The 17,110-nt window shown below is 62.9% G+C and carries 17 protein-coding genes; 3 read left to right on the forward strand and 14 right to left on the reverse strand.

Annotation, left to right across the window (positions count from 1 at the left end; translation table 11 throughout):
* Positions 1–116: 116 nt before the first annotated feature.
* The 10 genes from pdxJ to rpoE form a co-directional block, all read right to left on the reverse strand.
* Positions 117–839, reverse strand: a complete 723-nt coding sequence (pdxJ, locus tag AK81_RS06555; protein WP_430297839.1) for a pyridoxine 5'-phosphate synthase — start codon at positions 837–839, stop codon at positions 117–119.
* Between the two features lie 61 nt (positions 840–900).
* Positions 901–1,584 carry a DNA repair protein RecO gene (recO, locus tag AK81_RS06560; RefSeq protein ID WP_043197670.1) on the reverse strand — a complete coding sequence of 228 codons (684 nt, stop codon included), beginning with the start codon at positions 1,582–1,584 and terminating at the stop codon, positions 901–903.
* Positions 1,585–1,708: 124 nt separating this feature from the next.
* Entirely contained in the window at positions 1,709–2,611 is a 903-nt protein-coding gene (gene era / locus AK81_RS06565; protein WP_016498176.1) for a GTPase Era, read from the reverse strand.
* Complete coding sequence (rnc, locus tag AK81_RS06570; RefSeq protein WP_043197671.1) at positions 2,604–3,293, reverse strand: ribonuclease III; 690 nt, start codon at positions 3,291–3,293, stop codon at positions 2,604–2,606. Before rnc ends, era begins: the two co-directional genes overlap by 8 nt.
* Positions 3,294–3,454: 161 nt before the next feature.
* Entirely contained in the window at positions 3,455–4,309 is an 855-nt protein-coding gene (lepB, locus tag AK81_RS06575) for a signal peptidase I (RefSeq protein ID WP_043197672.1), read from the reverse strand.
* Between the two features lie 5 nt (positions 4,310–4,314).
* The gene (gene lepA / locus AK81_RS06580) at positions 4,315–6,114 is read right to left on the reverse strand and encodes a translation elongation factor 4 (protein WP_043197673.1); all 1,800 of its coding nucleotides are present in this window, start codon (positions 6,112–6,114) and stop codon (positions 4,315–4,317) included.
* 182 nt (positions 6,115–6,296) lie between these two features.
* The gene (locus tag AK81_RS06585; protein ID WP_430297841.1) at positions 6,297–7,697 is read right to left on the reverse strand and encodes a DegQ family serine endoprotease; all 1,401 of its coding nucleotides are present in this window, start codon (positions 7,695–7,697) and stop codon (positions 6,297–6,299) included.
* Positions 7,698–7,906: 209 nt separating this feature from the next.
* A complete protein-coding gene (locus AK81_RS06590) occupies positions 7,907–8,872 on the reverse strand; it encodes a MucB/RseB C-terminal domain-containing protein (protein ID WP_043197676.1) in 966 nt (321 codons plus the stop codon).
* Positions 8,873–8,880: 8 nt separating this feature from the next.
* Positions 8,881–9,477, reverse strand: coding sequence for a sigma-E factor negative regulatory protein (locus tag AK81_RS06595; RefSeq protein ID WP_043197677.1), 597 nt, complete (start codon positions 9,475–9,477; stop codon positions 8,881–8,883).
* A gap of 31 nt (positions 9,478–9,508) precedes the next feature.
* A complete protein-coding gene (gene rpoE, locus AK81_RS06600) occupies positions 9,509–10,090 on the reverse strand; it encodes an RNA polymerase sigma factor RpoE (protein WP_003252049.1) in 582 nt (193 codons plus the stop codon).
* Between the two features lie 445 nt (positions 10,091–10,535).
* On the opposite strand from rpoE, the gene nadB reads away from it, so the two are divergent.
* A complete protein-coding gene (nadB, locus tag AK81_RS06605; protein ID WP_043197678.1) occupies positions 10,536–12,140 on the forward strand; it encodes an L-aspartate oxidase in 1,605 nt (534 codons plus the stop codon).
* A 118-nt stretch (positions 12,141–12,258) separates the two neighbouring features.
* On the opposite strand, the gene AK81_RS06610 is transcribed toward nadB, so the two are convergent.
* Both AK81_RS06610 and AK81_RS06615 read right to left on the reverse strand, forming a co-directional pair.
* On the reverse strand, positions 12,259–12,717 hold the full coding sequence (locus tag AK81_RS06610) for a protein YgfX (protein ID WP_043197680.1): 459 nt from the start codon (positions 12,715–12,717) through the stop codon (positions 12,259–12,261).
* Positions 12,701–12,955, reverse strand: coding sequence for a succinate dehydrogenase assembly factor 2 (locus tag AK81_RS06615; protein WP_043197682.1), 255 nt, complete (start codon positions 12,953–12,955; stop codon positions 12,701–12,703). Before AK81_RS06615 ends, AK81_RS06610 begins: the two co-directional genes overlap by 17 nt.
* Before the next feature lie 133 nt (positions 12,956–13,088).
* Here AK81_RS06615 and AK81_RS06620 point away from each other — a divergent pair, with 133 nt between their 5' ends.
* Together AK81_RS06620 and AK81_RS06625 are read left to right on the forward strand one after the other, a co-directional pair.
* Positions 13,089–14,030: a YgfZ/GcvT domain-containing protein gene (locus AK81_RS06620; protein ID WP_043197685.1), complete on the forward strand. Its 942-nt coding sequence runs from the start codon at positions 13,089–13,091 to the stop codon at positions 14,028–14,030.
* Positions 14,031–14,085: 55 nt separating this feature from the next.
* A complete protein-coding gene (locus AK81_RS06625; RefSeq protein WP_043197686.1) occupies positions 14,086–14,892 on the forward strand; it encodes an HDOD domain-containing protein in 807 nt (268 codons plus the stop codon).
* A gap of 126 nt (positions 14,893–15,018) precedes the next feature.
* Here AK81_RS06625 and AK81_RS06630 read toward each other — a convergent pair whose 3' ends face one another.
* The gene (locus AK81_RS06630; RefSeq protein ID WP_043197688.1) at positions 15,019–16,398 is read right to left on the reverse strand and encodes a sensor histidine kinase; all 1,380 of its coding nucleotides are present in this window, start codon (positions 16,396–16,398) and stop codon (positions 15,019–15,021) included.
* Entirely contained in the window at positions 16,391–17,062 is a 672-nt protein-coding gene (locus AK81_RS06635; RefSeq protein ID WP_016498165.1) for a response regulator, read from the reverse strand. Before AK81_RS06635 ends, AK81_RS06630 begins: the two co-directional genes overlap by 8 nt.
* Between the last annotated feature and the right edge of the window lie 48 nt (positions 17,063–17,110).

Raw genomic sequence — 17,110 nt, forward strand, 5'->3', positions numbered from 1 at the left:
CCCGACCCTTTCGCGGGCTTGCCCGCTCCCACAGGGATTACACAAACCTCAAGGCCTGTGGGGTACCTGTGGGAGCGGGCAAGCCCGCGAAGAGGCCGGGACAGGCGAGCAATCAATCAGCGCGAAGCCGCCACGATCAGTGCTTTCATCTCAGCCACAGCAGCCTTGAAGCCAACGAACAAGGCATGTGCCACCAGCGCATGGCCAATGTTCAGTTCATTGATGCCCTTGATCGCCGCCACCGCTTCGACGTTGTGATAATGCAGCCCGTGGCCAGCATTGACGATCAGCCCCTGCCCCACGCCAAACACCACGCCATCAACAATACGCTGCAACTCCTCGGCCACTTCGGTCGGGGTTTCGGCATCGGCGTAACGCCCGGTGTGCAGCTCGATGGCTGGCGCACCCACCCGGCGCGAAGCCTCGATCTGACGCTCGTCAGCATCGATGAACAACGACACTTCGGCACCGGTGCGGGCCAGCCGCTCCACTGCTGCCTTGATCCGAGCCTCCTGCCCCGCCACGTCCAGGCCACCCTCGGTGGTCAGTTCCTGACGGGTTTCAGGCACCAGGCAGATGTGCGCCGGGCGGATCTTTTCGGCAAAAGCCATCATCTCTTCGGTGACGCCCATTTCGAAGTTCATGCGCGTCTGCAGCACATCCTTGAGCAGCACCACGTCGCGTTCCTGGATGTGCCGACGGTCTTCGCGCAGGTGCACGGTGATGCCATCGGCGCCCGCTTCCTCGGCGTCCAGGGCAGCCTTGACAGGGTCAGGGTAACGCGTGCCCCGGGCTTGGCGCAGGGTCGCCACGTGGTCGATGTTTACGCCGAGAAGCATGCGGTTGCTGTGAGTCACGAAAGGCTCTCCTGAAGGTTGAGCCCCACAGCATACGTCGTGATCAGCGCTTGCGAAACAGTTCCCGGCTGACCAACGGTTTTGCGCCCAAGTGAACCGCCAGTGCCTGGCGCATCAGACGCTTGGCCGCGAGCAAAGCGCCTGGGGTGTCCCAGTCGGCGTCGGCCAGGGCCAACAGTTCGATGCCGCGGAACAGGCCGGGTTGCACCAGTTCGACCCGCTCCAGGCCGGCATCCACACGCAAGCGATATAGGCCGTCGGCCGCGATGGGTTGGTCGTTGACGTCATGGTTCAAGGAGAACGCATAACCGAGTTCGTCCAGCAGCCGCCATTCGAACGAGCGCAGCAGCGGCTCCAGTGGGCGCCCGGCGGCCAAGGCCTGCAGGGTAAGGGCGTAGTGCTCGAACAGGGCCGGGAACGGCGCTTCGGCGGGCAGCAGGCGCATGAGCAGTTCATTGAGGTACAACCCGCTGAACAGGGCATCGCCGTGCAGCCAGGCGGCGATGCCGGCGCTGTCCATCCGCCCGACATTCTTCAGCTCGCCACGCCCGCGCAGCTCCACCTCAAGCGGCACGAACGGCCGTACCAGGCTGCCGCCCTTGCCACGCGCACGCCGCAGTACGGCGCGCATGCGGCCCTGCGGCGTGAAGAAGTCCACCAGCGCGCTGGTTTCCTTGTAGGCACGGCTGTGCAGCACGTAGGCGGGTTGGCCGACTGGTTGTTCCATAAACAATCTCGAGAAGCCCCAAACAACTGTGGGAGCGGGTTTACCCGCGAATGCGGTGGTGGCCCCACTGACGCATTCGCGGGTAAACCCGCTCCCACAGAGTAACCTGAGCCGCCAGGTAGTTTTACAGGTCGCCGTAGCCCAGCGAGCGCAGGGCGCGCTCGTCGTCGGACCAGCCGCCTTTCACCTTGACCCACAGGTTGAGCATGACCTTGGAGTCGAACAGCACTTCCATGTCCTTGCGCGCCTCGGAACCGATGCGCTTGATGCGCTCGCCCTTGTCGCCAATGATGATTTTTTTCTGGCCGTCGCGCTCGACCAGGATCAGCGCGTGAATATGCAGCACATGGCCCTGCTGCTTGAATTCTTCAATTTCCACGGTGATCTGGTACGGAAGCTCAGCACCCAGTTGGCGCATGATCTTCTCGCGCACCAGTTCGGCGGCCAGGAAGCGGCTGCTGCGGTCGGTGATCTGGTCTTCCGGGAAGAAGTGATCGTTCTCGGGCAGGTGCTTGGCGATCTGTGCTTCCAGCGCTTCGAGGTTGTGCCCCTGCTGCGCAGAAATCGGCATGACTTCGGCGTTTGGCAGTTGCTCCTGCAGCCACTGCAGGTGCGGGATCAGCTCGGCCTTCTCTTCCATGCGGTCGGTTTTGTTGACCGCGATGATCAGCGGGCCGGTCACGTACTGCACGCGCTCCAGCACCAGTTGGTCCTCGTCGGTCCACTTGGTGCGGTCGACCACGAAGATCACCACGTCGACGTCCTTCAGGGCTGCCGAGGCGTTGCGGTTCATGTAGCGGTTCAAGGCTTTGTCGTTGGCCTTGTGCATACCGGGGGTGTCGACGTAGATCGCCTGCACATCACCTTCGGTCTTGATACCGAGCATGTTGTGGCGGGTGGTCTGCGGCTTGCGCGACGTGATCGCCAGCTTCTGGCCCAGGATGTGGTTGAGCAAGGTCGACTTGCCCACGTTGGGGCGGCCGACGATGGCCACGTAGCCGCAGCGAGTCGGGTTGTTATCAGTCATTGCCATTCTCCACGCCCAGGGCGATCAGTGCAGACGCGGCAGCGACTTGCTCGGCAATACGCCGGCTAACGCCCTGACCACGACTCTTGTTGTTCAGCAGCACGACTTCGCATTCGACGAAGAACGTACGGCAGTGCGGTTCACCCTGGATATCCACTACTTCGTAACGCGGCAGCTCACAGCTGCGCGATTGCAGGAATTCTTGCAGGCGGGTTTTCGGGTCCTTGTTGGTGTCGACCAGGGTCAGGCCTTCGAACTCGTCGGCCAGCCAGGCCAGGACGCGCTCCCGGGCCGTGTCCATGTCGGCGTCCAGGTAGATGGCACCAATCAGTGCCTCCAGGGCGTCGGCCAGGATCGACTCGCGACGGAAACCGCCACTTTTGAGCTCACCCGAACCCAGGCGCAGGTATTCGCCCAGGTCAAAACCACGGGCCAGGCGGGCCAGGGTCTCGCCCTTGACCAAGCGCGCGCGCAGGCGCGACAGCTGGCCTTCGCGGGCCTGCGGGAAGCGCTCGAACAGCGCTTCGCCGGCCACGAAGTTGAGAATGGCGTCACCGAGAAACTCCAGGCGCTCGTTATTGCGCCCGGCGTAGCTGCGATGGGTCAGCGCCAGGACCATCTGATCCTGATTCTTGAAGGTATAACCGAGCTTTCGCTCCAGATGGGCAAGGGAGGCACTCATGCAACCACCCGCTTGATGTTCAACGCGTTGTTCAAATCAACATCCTGAAAGACTGTTTGGCTGTGGCCCGCCGCCGTATGCGACGAATCTCCCGATCCCTGAGAACACAGCCTATGTCAGAAATGCATTCGGCGCTGTCTGCTGGACAGCGCCGATGGGTATCAATGGATCAGGCCGACCCGCGACAGGTTGGGCAGGTGGCTGAGCTTGGGCTCTGGCCAGCTCATCCACACCGCAAAGGCCTTGCCGACGATGTTCCGGTCCGGAACCATGCCGTGCAGTTCCTTGGGGATGTTCGGATCATCCCAGTAACGGCTGTCATTGGAGTTGTCGCGGTTGTCGCCCATCATGAAGTAATGGCCTGCCGGCACGGTCCACTGCTGGTCCGGCGGCATGCGATAACGGCTCATTTCCTTGCGGATCAGGTGTTCGGCCTCGCCGAGCTTTTCCTTGTACAGCTCGGCGCTGCCCAAGGTGCCCGGCTCGGTGCCCACCAGTTGTTCGGCAATCGGCTGGCCGTTGACGAACAACCGCTTGTCGTTGGTATAGCGGATCTGATCGCCCGGCAGGCCGACCACTCGCTTGATGTAATTGACGTTCGGGTCGCTCGGATAGCGGAACACCATTACATCACCGCGTTGCGGGTCACCCACCTCGATGACCTTCTTGTCGATCACCGGCAGGCGAATACCGTACGAGAACTTGTTCACCAGGATGAAATCGCCCACTTCCAGGGTCGGTTTCATCGACCCCGAAGGGATCTGGAACGGCTCGACCAGGAATGAACGCAGCACCAGCACGATGAACAGCACCGGAAAGAACGATTTGCCGTACTCGACCAGCAACGGTTCCTTGTTCAGGCGCTCGACAACGGCCATCTCGGGCTGGCTGACGCTGCCCTGATAGTTGGCGATAGCCGAACGCCGGCGCGGGGCCAGGAACAGCAGGTCGATCAAGCCCAGCAGACCGCAGACGAAGACGGCGATGACTAGCAACAGCGGGAAATTTAGCGACATAGGACCTAGCTATCCAACCTGAGCACGGCGAGGAAGGCTTCTTGTGGAATTTCCACGTTGCCTACCTGTTTCATGCGTTTCTTACCGGCCTTCTGCTTCTCCAGCAGTTTCTTCTTACGGCTGACGTCACCACCGTAGCACTTGGCCAGTACGTTCTTTCTGAGCGCCTTGACGGTTGTCCGCGCAATGATCTGGCCGCCAATGGCTGCCTGGATCGCCACGTCGAACATCTGCCGAGGGATCAGTTCCTTCATCTTCTCGGTCAACGCACGGCCTTTGTAGGCCGCGTTGTCGCGGTGCACGATCAATGCCAGGGCATCGACCTTGTCGCCGTTGATCAGTACGTCCAGTTTGACCAGGTTGGCCGACTGGTAGCGATCGAAATGATAATCCAGCGAAGCATAGCCGCGGCTGGTGGACTTGAGACGGTCGAAGAAGTCCAGGACCACTTCGTTCATCGGCATGTCGTAACGCACCTGCACCTGGCTGCCGAGGAACTGCATGTCACGCTGCACGCCACGCTTCTCGATGCACAGGGTAATGACGTTACCCAGGTGTTCCTGCGGTACCAGGATGGTCGCGGTGACGATCGGCTCGCGGAAGTCGGTCACAGCCGAGACATCCGGCAGTCTTGACGGGTTATCGACGATGATGGTTTCGCCGGTCTTGAGCTCGAGCTCGTAGATCACGCTAGGTGCGGTGGTGATCAGGTCCAGGTCGTATTCGCGCTCCAGGCGCTCCTGGATGATCTCCATGTGCAGCATGCCGAGGAAACCGCAACGGAAGCCAAAGCCCAGGGCGTCGGAGCTTTCCGGCATGTACTGCAGCGACGAGTCGTTCAGGGTGAGCTTCTGCAAGGCGTCGCGGAAGTCTTCGAAGTCGTCGGAGCTGACCGGGAACAGGCCGGCGTAAACCTGTGGCTGGATTTTCTTGAAGCCCGCCAGCACTTCGACCTCGGGGGTCGTGTTCAAGGTCAGGGTGTCACCCACCGGCGCACCGTGAATGTCTTTGATGCTGGCGATGATGAAGCCTACTTCGCCGGCTTTCAGATCAGCGGTCTGGGTGTGTTTCGGGGTGAACACGCCCACGCTGTCGACCAGGTGCACCTTGCCGGTGGACTTGACCAGAATCTTGTCGCCCTTCTTGACGCGGCCCTGGCGCACACGCACCAGCGAGACCACGCCCAGGTAGTTGTCGAACCAGGAGTCGATGATCAGCGCCTGCAGGGGCGCGTCGATTTCGCCTACAGGCGCCGGGATGGTTTGCACCAGGCGCTCGAGCACCTCGTCCACGCCCATGCCGCTCTTGGCGCTACAGGCCACGGCGTCAGTGGCGTCGATGCCGATGATCTTCTCGATCTCATCCTTGACGCGGTCCGGGTCGGCCTGGGGCAGGTCCATCTTGTTCAGGACCGGCATGACTTCCAGGCCCTGCTCGATGGCGGTATAGCAGTTGGCCACGGACTGGGCTTCAACGCCCTGACCGGCGTCCACCACCAGCAGTGCCCCTTCACAGGCCGCCAGCGAGCGCGAGACTTCGTAGGTGAAGTCGACGTGGCCGGGGGTGTCGATGAAGTTCAGCTGGTAGGTCTTGCCGTCTTGCGCCTTGTAGTGAAGCGTGACGCTGTGGGCTTTGATGGTAATCCCGCGTTCGCGCTCCAGGTCCATCGAATCAAGCACCTGGGCTTCCATTTCGCGCGCCGACAGGCCACCGCACATCTGGATGAAACGGTCGGCCAGCGTCGACTTGCCATGGTCGATGTGGGCGATGATGGAGAAATTGCGGATATGACTCAAATCACTCACGGGTCAACACTCGAAAAGGCTGCGAGCCGGGACGCCCGCCGAAAAATAGCCGGGAATTGTACCTCAAGCAGCAGGGATATGGGAGATTCCTCTATCGGGCTGTACCGCGCTTTGGCGCCCGCAATTGTGAATTTTCATGAAAAAGGGCAGCCGTAGCTGCCCTTCCCTGCCTGCAAAACCGCTTATTCAGCGAGCTTGAAGGTGATGAAGCTGGCACGCCCCTGACGCAGCACGCGCATGGACACCGAGCGATTCTTCGGCAGTTCCTTGGCGATTTCGGTGAATTCCTTGGCCGAACCGATGGCCTGGTTGTTCAGGTGGCTGATGACGTCACCCGGGCGCAGGCCGATCATCGCTGCCGGGCCATCCTGCACTTCCTTGATAACCACGCCACCCTTGAGTTCAAGGGACTTTTTCTGCTCGGCGGTCAGGTCGGCCACCGAAACGCCCAGGCGGTTGCTGCTACGCTCGGCGCTGCCTTCGGCACCGGCACCGATGTCGGCATCGTCATCCGGCATCGCGCCGACCCCCACATCCAGGGTCTGGCGCTTGCCGTTGCGGATGATCTCCAGCTTGGCTTTTTCGCCGTCCTTGAGGCTCCCGACCAGGTGCGGCAGGTCGGCCGACATGACGATCGGCTGGCCGTTCATGCTCAGGATCACGTCACCCACCTGCAGGCCACCTTTGGCTGCCGGGCCGTTTTCCAGTACCTGGGCCACCAGCGCACCTGCCGGTTTGTCCAGGCCGAAGGATTCGGCCAGGTCCTTGTTGACCTCCTGAATCACCACGCCCAGCCAGCCGCGGCTGACCTTGCCGTCTTTCTTCAACTGGTTGGACACATCGATCGCCACATCGATCGGGATGGCGAACGACAGGCCCATGAAGCCACCAGAACGGGTGAAGATCTGCGAGTTGATACCCACCACTTCGCCCTTCATGTTGAACAGCGGACCGCCCGAGTTACCCGGGTTGATGGCCACGTCGGTCTGGATGAACGGCACATAGGTTTCGTTAGGCAGCGTGCGGCCCTTGGCGCTGACGATACCTTTGGTCACCGAATGGTCGAAGCCGAACGGCGAACCGATGGCCAGCACCCACTCGCCCACCTTGAGCTTCTCGGAATCACCCAGTTTCACGATCGGCAGGTTCTTGCCTTCGACCTTGAGGAGGGCCACGTCGGTACGCGGGTCGGTGCCGACCAGTTTGGCCTGCAGCTCGCTGCGGTCCGACAGGCGGACGATGATTTCGTCGGCATCGGCCACTACGTGGTTGTTGGTCAGCACGTAACCATCGCTGGAAATGATGAAGCCCGAACCCAGCGATTGCGCCTCACGCTGGCGGTCGCCACGCGGCGAGCGCGGCTGCTGCGGCATGTTGCGCTCGAAGAATTCGCGGAACATCGGCGGCAGGCCTTCCAGGTCCGGCATCTGCCCAGCGGCAACGCGACGGTCCGGCAGCTTCTGCTTGGTACTGATGTTGACCACTGCCGGCGAGGCCTGCTCTACCAGCGTGGTGAAGTCGGGCAGGGCTTCCTCGGCCTGGGCGGTGAGCACCTGGCCAAGCATCAGCACGGCGGCGAACATCGATAGGTAGGATTTCAAGCGTGGTGTTGACATACGACTCCCGTCACAACGAGCGGTAGTTTAGAAAGGCCCCTGCACAAAGCAGGAAAGGCCAGGCTCCAAGAAGCCTGACCTATAGAAAATTTGCCAGTAGATTGCAAATGACAATGCTTTAATTTCATTTCAGGCGTATATCCGTTCGCCTCGGCATTGCCCGCAAAAGCGCACCATTACTGGCGCGCCTGGGCATCCTGTGGGCGCATCGACAATGCGACGCGTTCTGCCGTACCCAGCGGAATTTCGCCGACCACGGTGACGATCACCTTGCCCTTGGGCGTGTTCAGGCGCCGCGAAACCGCCGAGGTCGGGCCAAGCTGGGTACGCACATCGGTCCCGGCATCGTCCTTCACGGGCTCAAGAAACACCGAGAAGCGCGCCAGGCCATCGTCGTACATCAGGCTACTGACCGTGCTGTCACGCTTGGGGTCACGCCTTACCGAGCTGTTGACCAGCTCGAACCCTGGCGGGAGCCAGTCCGAGCGCCAGCCGGCGACACTGTCATTGCTGGCAGGGGCGACATGCTGCACCGGCTTGCAGGAAGCACTGGGGCGCAGGTCATCGTCACTGGGCGGCTTGGTGGTATCGAGGCGAGTCATCTGGAAGCGCTCCAGCAACTGCCCTTTGTCGTTGAGCATCAACGAGCGAAGCGGCAGGCCAGTGTTGCGGTCCAGGTGCAGTTCGAAGGCATAGCGGTGCTGGTCGCGGGGCGTGAGCGTCACGATCACGGCATCGCGCCCGGCGACCCGTGACTTGCCCGCCACGCTCAAATCGTACCAGCCCATCAGTTTCAGTGGATCAAGCACACGCTGAGCAGCATCCGCAGGGGTAGTCACACCGCTGACCAAAGCCCCACTGACGCACTCCACCTTGCCATCCACGCGCAGGATTTCCTGGGCGGCGCCATCGAGCTGCAGCAGCCGCTCGCTGACCTTGCCGTCCTCGACCCTGTGCCAGATATCGTGGGAAGAAAAGCTACCGTTGCGTTCGTAGACGAACGAGCCCTGATAACTCTGCTTTTGCTCGGCTTGTGCCAGCTTGTTAAGCCACTCGCTCGCCTGGGGCGAGGAGTTTGCTGCCAATGCCGGCACAGTCATGCAGCTGCCAATCAGCAGCGACAGAAGAGGTAGCGCGCGCATGATCCTCCTTACTTAGCGGGGTTTCCCATGCTGGCGGCACGGGCGTACGGCAGGGCAGTCTCAGTGCCTTGGAGTGCGGACTCCTGGGCATGCTGACGCAGGTAGCCCGGCAAACGCTGATCCCAGCCAGCCTGGTTTTGCAGCACGCCGTTGGCCATCGGCCCGGTCGGTTGCTCACTGCTTTCACTATAGCCTGCCAAAACGGCCGGACCCTGAGTTTGTGGCATGCTCAGGCCCTGTTGTGCAGGCTGCTGCGAAGCCAGCTCGGCGCCGGTGATTTCGTCCTGGTTGTACATCCGCACGCCTGCCAGCACCGCAACGGTGACCGAGGCGGCAACCGCCAGGCGAGCGACGCTGCGCCACGGGCCCTTGTTGGCCTTGGCTGGCACGGCTTCGTCAGCCAGCGCCGCAGACACCGCCGAGGCGATATCCAGGTTGGGCAGCAGCAGCTCCTTGTGCATGGCTGCACGGGCTACCTGGTAACGCGACCAGGTGGCACGGGTTTCGGCGTCGTCCACGGCGCTCAGCACCCGACGCAGTTCCAGTTCGTCCGCTTCGTTATCCATCACCGCGGACAGCGATTCCTGCAAAGCTTCACGACTCATGGCGGTTCCTCTCTTGGCTGTCGCCGCTGTCTCAGGTTTCCTGCAACAACGGCTGCAGGGCTTTGTCTATGGCCTCCCGAGCGCGGAAGATTCGAGAGCGCACGGTACCCACCGGACATTGCATGACGCTCGCAATGTCTTCGTAACTCAGGCCGTCAAACTCGCGCAGGGTCAATGCCGTACGCAGGTCTTCGGGCAGTTGCTGGATGGTGCGATGGACAGTGCCTTCGATTTCATCCCGCAACAACGAGCGCTCTGGGGACTCGAGATCCTTGAGGCCATGATCGCCGTCATAAAACTCCGCATCCTCGGAGCTCACATCGCTGTCTGGCGGCCGTCTTCCACGGGACACCAGGTAGTTCTTCGCCGTGTTGATGGCGATGCGGTACAGCCAGGTATAAAACGCACTGTCACCGCGGAAATTGCCAAGCGCACGGTAGGCCTTGATAAAGGCTTCCTGTGCTACGTCCTGGGCCTCGTGGGTATCGTGAACGAACCGCACGATCAACCCGAGAATCTTGTGCTGATACTTCAGCACCAACAGATCGAACGCTCGCCTGTCACCGCGCTGCACGCGCTCGACAAGCTGCTGATCCTCTTCCTGGGTTAGCATGAACACTCCTCAGTGAACTCGAAGGAGCGGTGCAACACCCATCGATCAGGCTTGCAACCATAGACTCGGGCTTTACGCAAAAGTTCTCCCCTCCAAGCAAGTTTCCTGCAGCCCTTGGTCGGCTTGCACGGAAGACGCGGCGCGGTCACGGCCGGCTACGTCGATAATCAGGTTTCGAATACGCAAGGACAACCCGGTCAGGCGTGCCGCCCCTGCGTCGCCGCGGCAAATTGTGACGTGCGGGCAACCTTCATAGGATTTCCGGCCATGTCGGAAAGTTCCCACAAAGGTTGTCGCGCGCCTCGGTAAGTGGCCAAGTGGCATGGAAATTGGCCACCTCGGGCTGCTATAAAGGCAACCTGGCCAAGTTTAACGATAGTTTCACAATGCCATCTGCGCGTGACTATTGTGCCGCGCCCCCTCTAAAGATTACTAGTGTCCCGACATGAGCCAACAATTCCAACATGATGTCCTGGTGATCGGCAGCGGTGCCGCCGGTCTCAGCCTGGCACTGAACCTTCCCAGCCACCTGCGCGTTGCCGTGCTCAGCAAGGGCGACCTGGCCAACGGCTCGACCTTCTGGGCCCAGGGTGGGGTCGCGGCGGTGCTGGACAATACCGATACCGTGCAGTCGCATGTCGAGGACACCCTCAATGCCGGCGGCGGCCTGTGCCATGAAGATGCAGTGCGTTTCACCGTCGAACACAGCCGTGAAGCCATCCAGTGGCTGATCGAGCAAGGTGTGCCCTTTACCCGCGACGAGCACTCCAGCGTTGACGATGGCGGCTTCGAATTCCACCTCACCCGTGAGGGCGGCCATAGCCACCGGCGCATCATCCACGCCGCCGACGCCACTGGCGCAGCCATCTTCACCACGCTGCTGGAGCAGGCGCGCCGGCGCCCGAACATCCAGTTGCTGGAGCAGCGCGTGGCGGTCGACCTGATCACCGAACGCCGCCTGGGCCTGCCTGGTGAGCGCTGCCTGGGCGCCTACGTGCTCGACCGCAACACGGGTGAGGTAGACACCTTTGGCGCGCGTTTCACCGTGCTGGCCACTGGCGGTGCAGCCAAGGTCTACCTCTACACCAGCAACCCCGATGGTGCCTGCGGTGACGGCATCGCCATGGCCTGGCGGGCAGGCTGCCGGGTGGCGAACCTGGAATTCAACCAGTTCCATCCGACCTGCCTGTACCACCCGCAGGCCAAGAGCTTCCTGGTCACCGAAGCCTTGCGCGGTGAGGGTGCGCTGCTGCGCCTGCCCAATGGCGAACGCTTCATGCCACGCTTCGACCCGCGCGAAGAGCTGGCCCCGCGCGACATCGTGGCCCGCGCCATCGACCACGAGATGAAGCGCCTGGGCGTTGACTGCGTGTACCTGGACATCACCCACAAGCCGGCCGATTTCATCATGGCCCACTTCCCCACCGTGTACGAGCGCTGCCTGGCCTTTGGCATCGATATCACCCGCCAGCCGATCCCGGTCGTACCGGCGGCGCACTACACCTGTGGCGGGGTGATGGTCGACGATCGCGGCCACACCGATGTGCCAGGCTTGTACGCCATCGGCGAAACCAGCTTCACCGGCCTGCACGGTGCCAATCGCATGGCCAGCAACTCGCTGCTGGAATGCTTTGTCTATGGCCGTGCTGCCGCTGCCGACATCGAGGCGCACCTGGAACAAGTGGCCATGCCCAAAGCGCTGCCCGGCTGGGACGCCAGCCAGGTTACCGACTCGGACGAGGACGTGATCATCGCGCACAACTGGGACGAGCTGCGGCGCTTCATGTGGGACTACGTGGGTATCGTGCGTACCAGCAAGCGCCTGCAGCGGGCCCAGCACCGCATTCGCCTGCTGCTGGACGAAATCGACGAGTTCTACAGCAACTACAAGGTCAGCCGGGACCTGATCGAACTGCGCAACCTGGCGCAGGTGGCCGAACTGATGATCCTGTCGGCCATGCAGCGCAAGGAAAGCCGTGGGCTGCACTACACCCTGGACTACCCGGGCATGCTCGACGAGGCCAAGGACACCATCCTCAGCCCGCTCTGAAAATAGTGTCGCGACCTTCGCGGGCTCGCCCGCTCCCACAGGATTTTCACTGCCTTGCAACCTTGCGCAGTACCTGTGGGAGCGGGCAAGCCCGCGAAGAAACCTACCGGGTTTTGATCTATGCCCGGCTCACCTCAGCCCAGCGCCGTCGGCTGAACTTCAAACGCACCCGCAAGCGCCGATGCTCATCAGCCCCCTGCGCATCCTGCGGTATGCACTGGCTCTGCCCCAGCCATCGCCCCGCCCGCTCAAAGCGCAATACCACCAGCCGCGGCAACGCCACGCTGTCCCGGCACAGCCGCACCGGTTGCCAGCCACGGGCACGGCTGAACACCTGCCAGCCGCGCACATCGCGGCGCAGGCCAACAACGGCATGCTCATGGGTCAACAGGATTCGTCGGGGAATGGCCCAGCCAGCGTGGGCGATACAGGCGGCGACGATGGAAAGGGCCAGCCAATCAGGCAACGTGCTCGCCCATACGGCAAGCCACGCCAGCACCTGGCAAGCCAGGTAGGCCGCTAGCAGCAGGCGCGAGCCTTGCCAGCGGCACTCGAAACACTCACTTGGGCTGGACACGGTCCAGGATGATGCGGACCATGCGTTGCAGCTCCGGGTCTTCGGACTCGTTGCGCTCCATGAACCAGCCGAACATGTCCTGGTCCTCGCAGCTCAAAAGACGCACGTACAGTTCGCGGTCGGTCTCATTGAGGGTGGAGTAGACTTCCTGGGTGAAAGGCACCAGCAGTACGTCCAGTTCCAGCATGCCGCGGCGGCTGTGCCAGAAAAGCCGGTTGAGTTCAGTTTGTTCGACCATGGGGCCCTCCTCGAATGGCCCGCCAGTATACAGCCCGGCGAGCGCAGCGACACCGGGCGTTGGTCTAGTCACCTACCTATTTTGTTACCGGCGTTCTATGATGGCCGCCAGTCTTTAGCCACCGCGATGACCCATGGCCGATTCCGCTTTCTTCTGCCCCCTGTCCCACGAGGGCATCCTCGCCGTCCGCGGCTCCGATGCAGGCAAGTTCCTGCAAGGCCAGCTGACCTGCAACATCAACTACCTCAGCCAGGAACACGCCAGCCTGGGCGCCCGCTGCATGGTCAAGGGGCGCATGCAATCGAGCTTCCGCATCTTGCCCGAAGGCAACGGCTACCTGCTGGCCATGGCCAGCGAACTGCTTGAGGCGCAACTGGCCGACCTGAAGAAGTACGCTGTGTTCTCCAAGGCCACGCTGACCGATGAAAGCGCCGCCTGGGCACGCTTCGGGCTGCAAGGCGGTGACGCTGCGCTGCAGGCACTGGGGTTCGACGTGCCCGCAGGCGCTGGCAGCACCGTGCGCCATGAAGGCCTGATCGCCATTGCCGTGTCCGAGGGGCGTGTGGAGCTGTGGGTACCGGCGGAAAACGCCGATACGGTACACCAGGCCCTCGCCGGCGCGCTGCCTGAAGGCAGCCTGAACGACTGGCTGCTTGGCCAGGTGCGTGCCGGTATCGGCCAGGTCATGGGGCCGACCCGTGAGCTGTTCATCCCCCAGATGATCAACCTGCAAGCCGTCGACGGCGTCAGCTTCAAGAAAGGCTGCTACACCGGCCAGGAAATCGTCGCCCGCATGCAGTACCTGGGCAAGCTCAAACGCCGCCAGTACCGACTGGCACTGGACCAGCAGGCCATTCCGGCCCCGGGTGCCGAGATCTTCTCGCCCACCCATGGTTCGTCGGTCGGTGAAGTGGTCATTGCTGCCGGCAACGGCGCCGGCTGCGAACTGCTGGCGGTGCTCAGCGCCGACGCGGTGGCAGACGACAACCTGCACCTGGGCAGCCTCGAAGGCCCGCGCCTGCAGGTACTGACCCTGCCCTACGAACTGGACCGCGACCGGGAAATCCAGCGCTGACCAGCCTGCCCCGCCCTCGTGGCGGGGCCGCACCACCACTGCGGTAGACACGACCATGAACAAGCTGGCCGAGATGGTTCAAGCACAGTTGCTCGATGCCATCGAAAAGGATGACCTGGTCTTGCCGACCCTGCCCGAGGTTGCCCTGAGCATCCGCGAAGCGGCGGAAGACAGCGAGATCAGCGTAGCGGCCCTGAGCAAGGTGATCGGTCGCGACGCGGCCCTTTCAGCGCGCCTGATCAAGGTGGTCAACAGCCCGCTGCTGCGCGCGGCGGTCGAGGTCACCGACCTGCATACCGCCATCACGCGGTTGGGCATCAACTACAGCTGCAACCTGGCCATTGGCCTGGTGATCGAGCAGATTTTCCACGCACGCTCGTCAGCAGTTGAGCAAAAGCTGCGCGACATATGGGCCAACAGCCTTGAAGTTGCCGGCATCAGTTACGAAGTCTGCCGTCGCTTTACCCACCTCAAGCCAGACCAGGCCACCTTGGGCGGGCTGGTCAACCAGATTGGCGCACTGCCGGTGCTCATCTATGCCGAGGAGCACAATGAACTGTTGTCCGACCCGGTTTGCCTGCATTACGTGATCGAGCAGATCCAGCCGGTGCTGGGAGACAAGATCCTGAAGGCCTGGGAGTTTCCGGAGCAGTTGGTCAACCTGCCGAGCCAGGTTCAGGACCTGGACCGGCAGACCGACAAGGTCGACTACATCGACATCGTGCAGATTGCCCGCTGCATCAGTCAGCGTGGTCGCAACCGGCCGCTGGCGGCACTGCCGGCGTACCGCCATCTTGGGCTGCCGTTCGGTACCGAGCTGGAAGTGGATGAACTGCTCGAGGCGCGGAGCATGTTGCGCTGACTTGCCTCAGCCTGTGCCGACCCTTTCGCCGGCAAGCCAGCTCCCACAGGTACCCCACGGTTTTCGAAGGCTGTGTAATACCTGTGGGAGCTGGCTTGCCGGCGATAGGGCCAGCACAGCTGCACATCAATCTGCGATAAAACTCACCCGCACCCGCAACCCGCCCTTCTCGCCATCATGCAGGCTCACCTGCGCCAGGTGCGCGCGGCAAATCTCGCCAACAATCGCCAGCCCCAACCCGCTACCCTGCGCGCTTCTCCGATAGAACCGCTCGAACACCCGCTCGCGCTCGTCCTCGGGAATACCCGGCCCGTCGTCTTCAACCTCCAGCACCGCTGGCGCCACCACCCGCAAAATCACGTTGCCGCCAGCTGGCGTATGCGCCAGGGCATTGTCCACCAGGTTGCTCAACAGCTCGTTGAGCAGCGTCGGTTCACCCTTGAGCCATACAGGGGCCTCGGCCTCCAGCGCCAACGCCACCCCGCGCTTGTGCGCCAGGGGCGCCATGGCCATGCCCAGTTCGCGGGCCAGCTGGCTCAAATCCAGGCGCTGCGCGCCGCCTTCGGCAATCGCCCGCGCACCGTTCTCGACCCGCGCCAGCGACAGCAGCTGGTTGGCCAGGTGGGTCAGCCTGTCGGTGCCCTGGGCCGCAGACTCCAAGGTCTGCCGCCACTCCTGCGGCTCGGACGAGCGCAGGCCCAGCTCCACCCGCGCCTTCAGGGCAGCCAGCGGCGTACGCAACTCATGGGCTGCATCGGCGATGAACTGCGCCTGGCGCTCGAACTGGCCGCGCAAACGCTCGGTAAAGTGGTTCAAGGCCCGCACCAGCGGGCTTAGCTCCCGCTGTACCTGCACCACCGGCAACGCCCGCAAATCATCCGGTTGGCGCTCCTCCACCGCCGTGCGCAGGCGCTCCAGCGGCCGCAACGCCGCGCTCACGGCAAACCACACCATCACCAGCGCTCCCAGCGCCAGCATGCCCAGGCGCAGCAGGGTGTCGGCCATCAACCCACGGGCCATGCGCACCCGTGCCTCCTCGGTCTCGGCCACGCGGATTTCCGCCATGCCGTTCATGTTCGGCTCGCTCACTGCCTTCAGCAGGCTGACCACGCGCACGTCCTGGCCCAGGTAGGTGGCGTTGTAGAACCGCGCCAAGGCCGGGTAGTCATCGGTACGTGGCGTGCCGGGCGGCGGCGGTGGCAGGTTCTCGTAGCCGGAAATCAGCCGCTGCTTGATGTCCAGCACCTGGTAGTAAATGCGCCCGGCGCTGTCGTAGGCGAAGGTGTCCAGTGCCACGTAGGGCACATCCGCGCTCAACGAACCGTCACGCTGCGACAGGCCGGCGGCGATCGTGCGCGCCGAGGCCAGCAGGGTGCGGTCGTAGGCCGTGTCGGCGGCTTCGCGGCCATTCCAGTAGGCACTCAGGCCGCTGGCCAGCATCAGCACCACCAGCAGCAAGGCCAGGTTGCCCAGCAGGCGCCCGCGCAAGCTGCCGTTGTCACGCATCGCGGTGCTCTAGCAGGTAGCCCAGGCCGCGGAAGGTGACGATGGCCACCGGGTGGCCGTCGAGCTTCTTGCGCAGGCGGTGGATGTAGATTTCGATGGCGTCCGGGCTGGCTTCTTCGTCCAGGCCAAACACCTGGGCAGCCAGTTGCTCCTTGCTCATCACCCGGCCCGGGCGGGCGATCAGCGCTTCCAGCACGCTTTGCTCGCGCGAGGTCAGGGTCAGGTTGTCGTCGCCCAGGGCGAAGCGCCGGGTATCCAGGTCGTAAACCAATGGCCCGCAGCGTTGCTGGCGCTCGCCACCGAGCACACTGCGGCGCAGCAAGGCCTTGACCCGTGCTTCCAGCTCGGTCAGCTCGAACGGCTTGGCCAGGTAGTCGTCGGCGCCCAGGTTCAGGCCGTGGACCCGGTCCTTGACGTCGCTGCGCGCAGTCAGCATCAGCACCGGCACGGTCTTGCCACGGCCGCGCAGGCGCGCCAGCACCTCGAAGCCGTCCATGCGCGGCAAGCCGACATCCAGCACGACCACGGCGTATTCCTCGCTGGCAAGGGCCAGGTCGGCAGCCACGCCGTCATGCAGCACATCCACGGTCAGGCCGTGGCTTTTCAAGGCCTGGGCCACGCTTTCAGCCAGTTGCAGGTGGTCTTCGACCAGCAGCACACGCATCGGTTTCTCCCTGCTCGGGTGGGGCGGTGGCGCGGAGTGTACCGCTGT

This window comes from Pseudomonas putida W15Oct28 (assembly GCF_000708715.2).
GTDB classification, from domain to species: Bacteria; Pseudomonadota; Gammaproteobacteria; order Pseudomonadales; family Pseudomonadaceae; genus Aquipseudomonas; species Aquipseudomonas putida_R.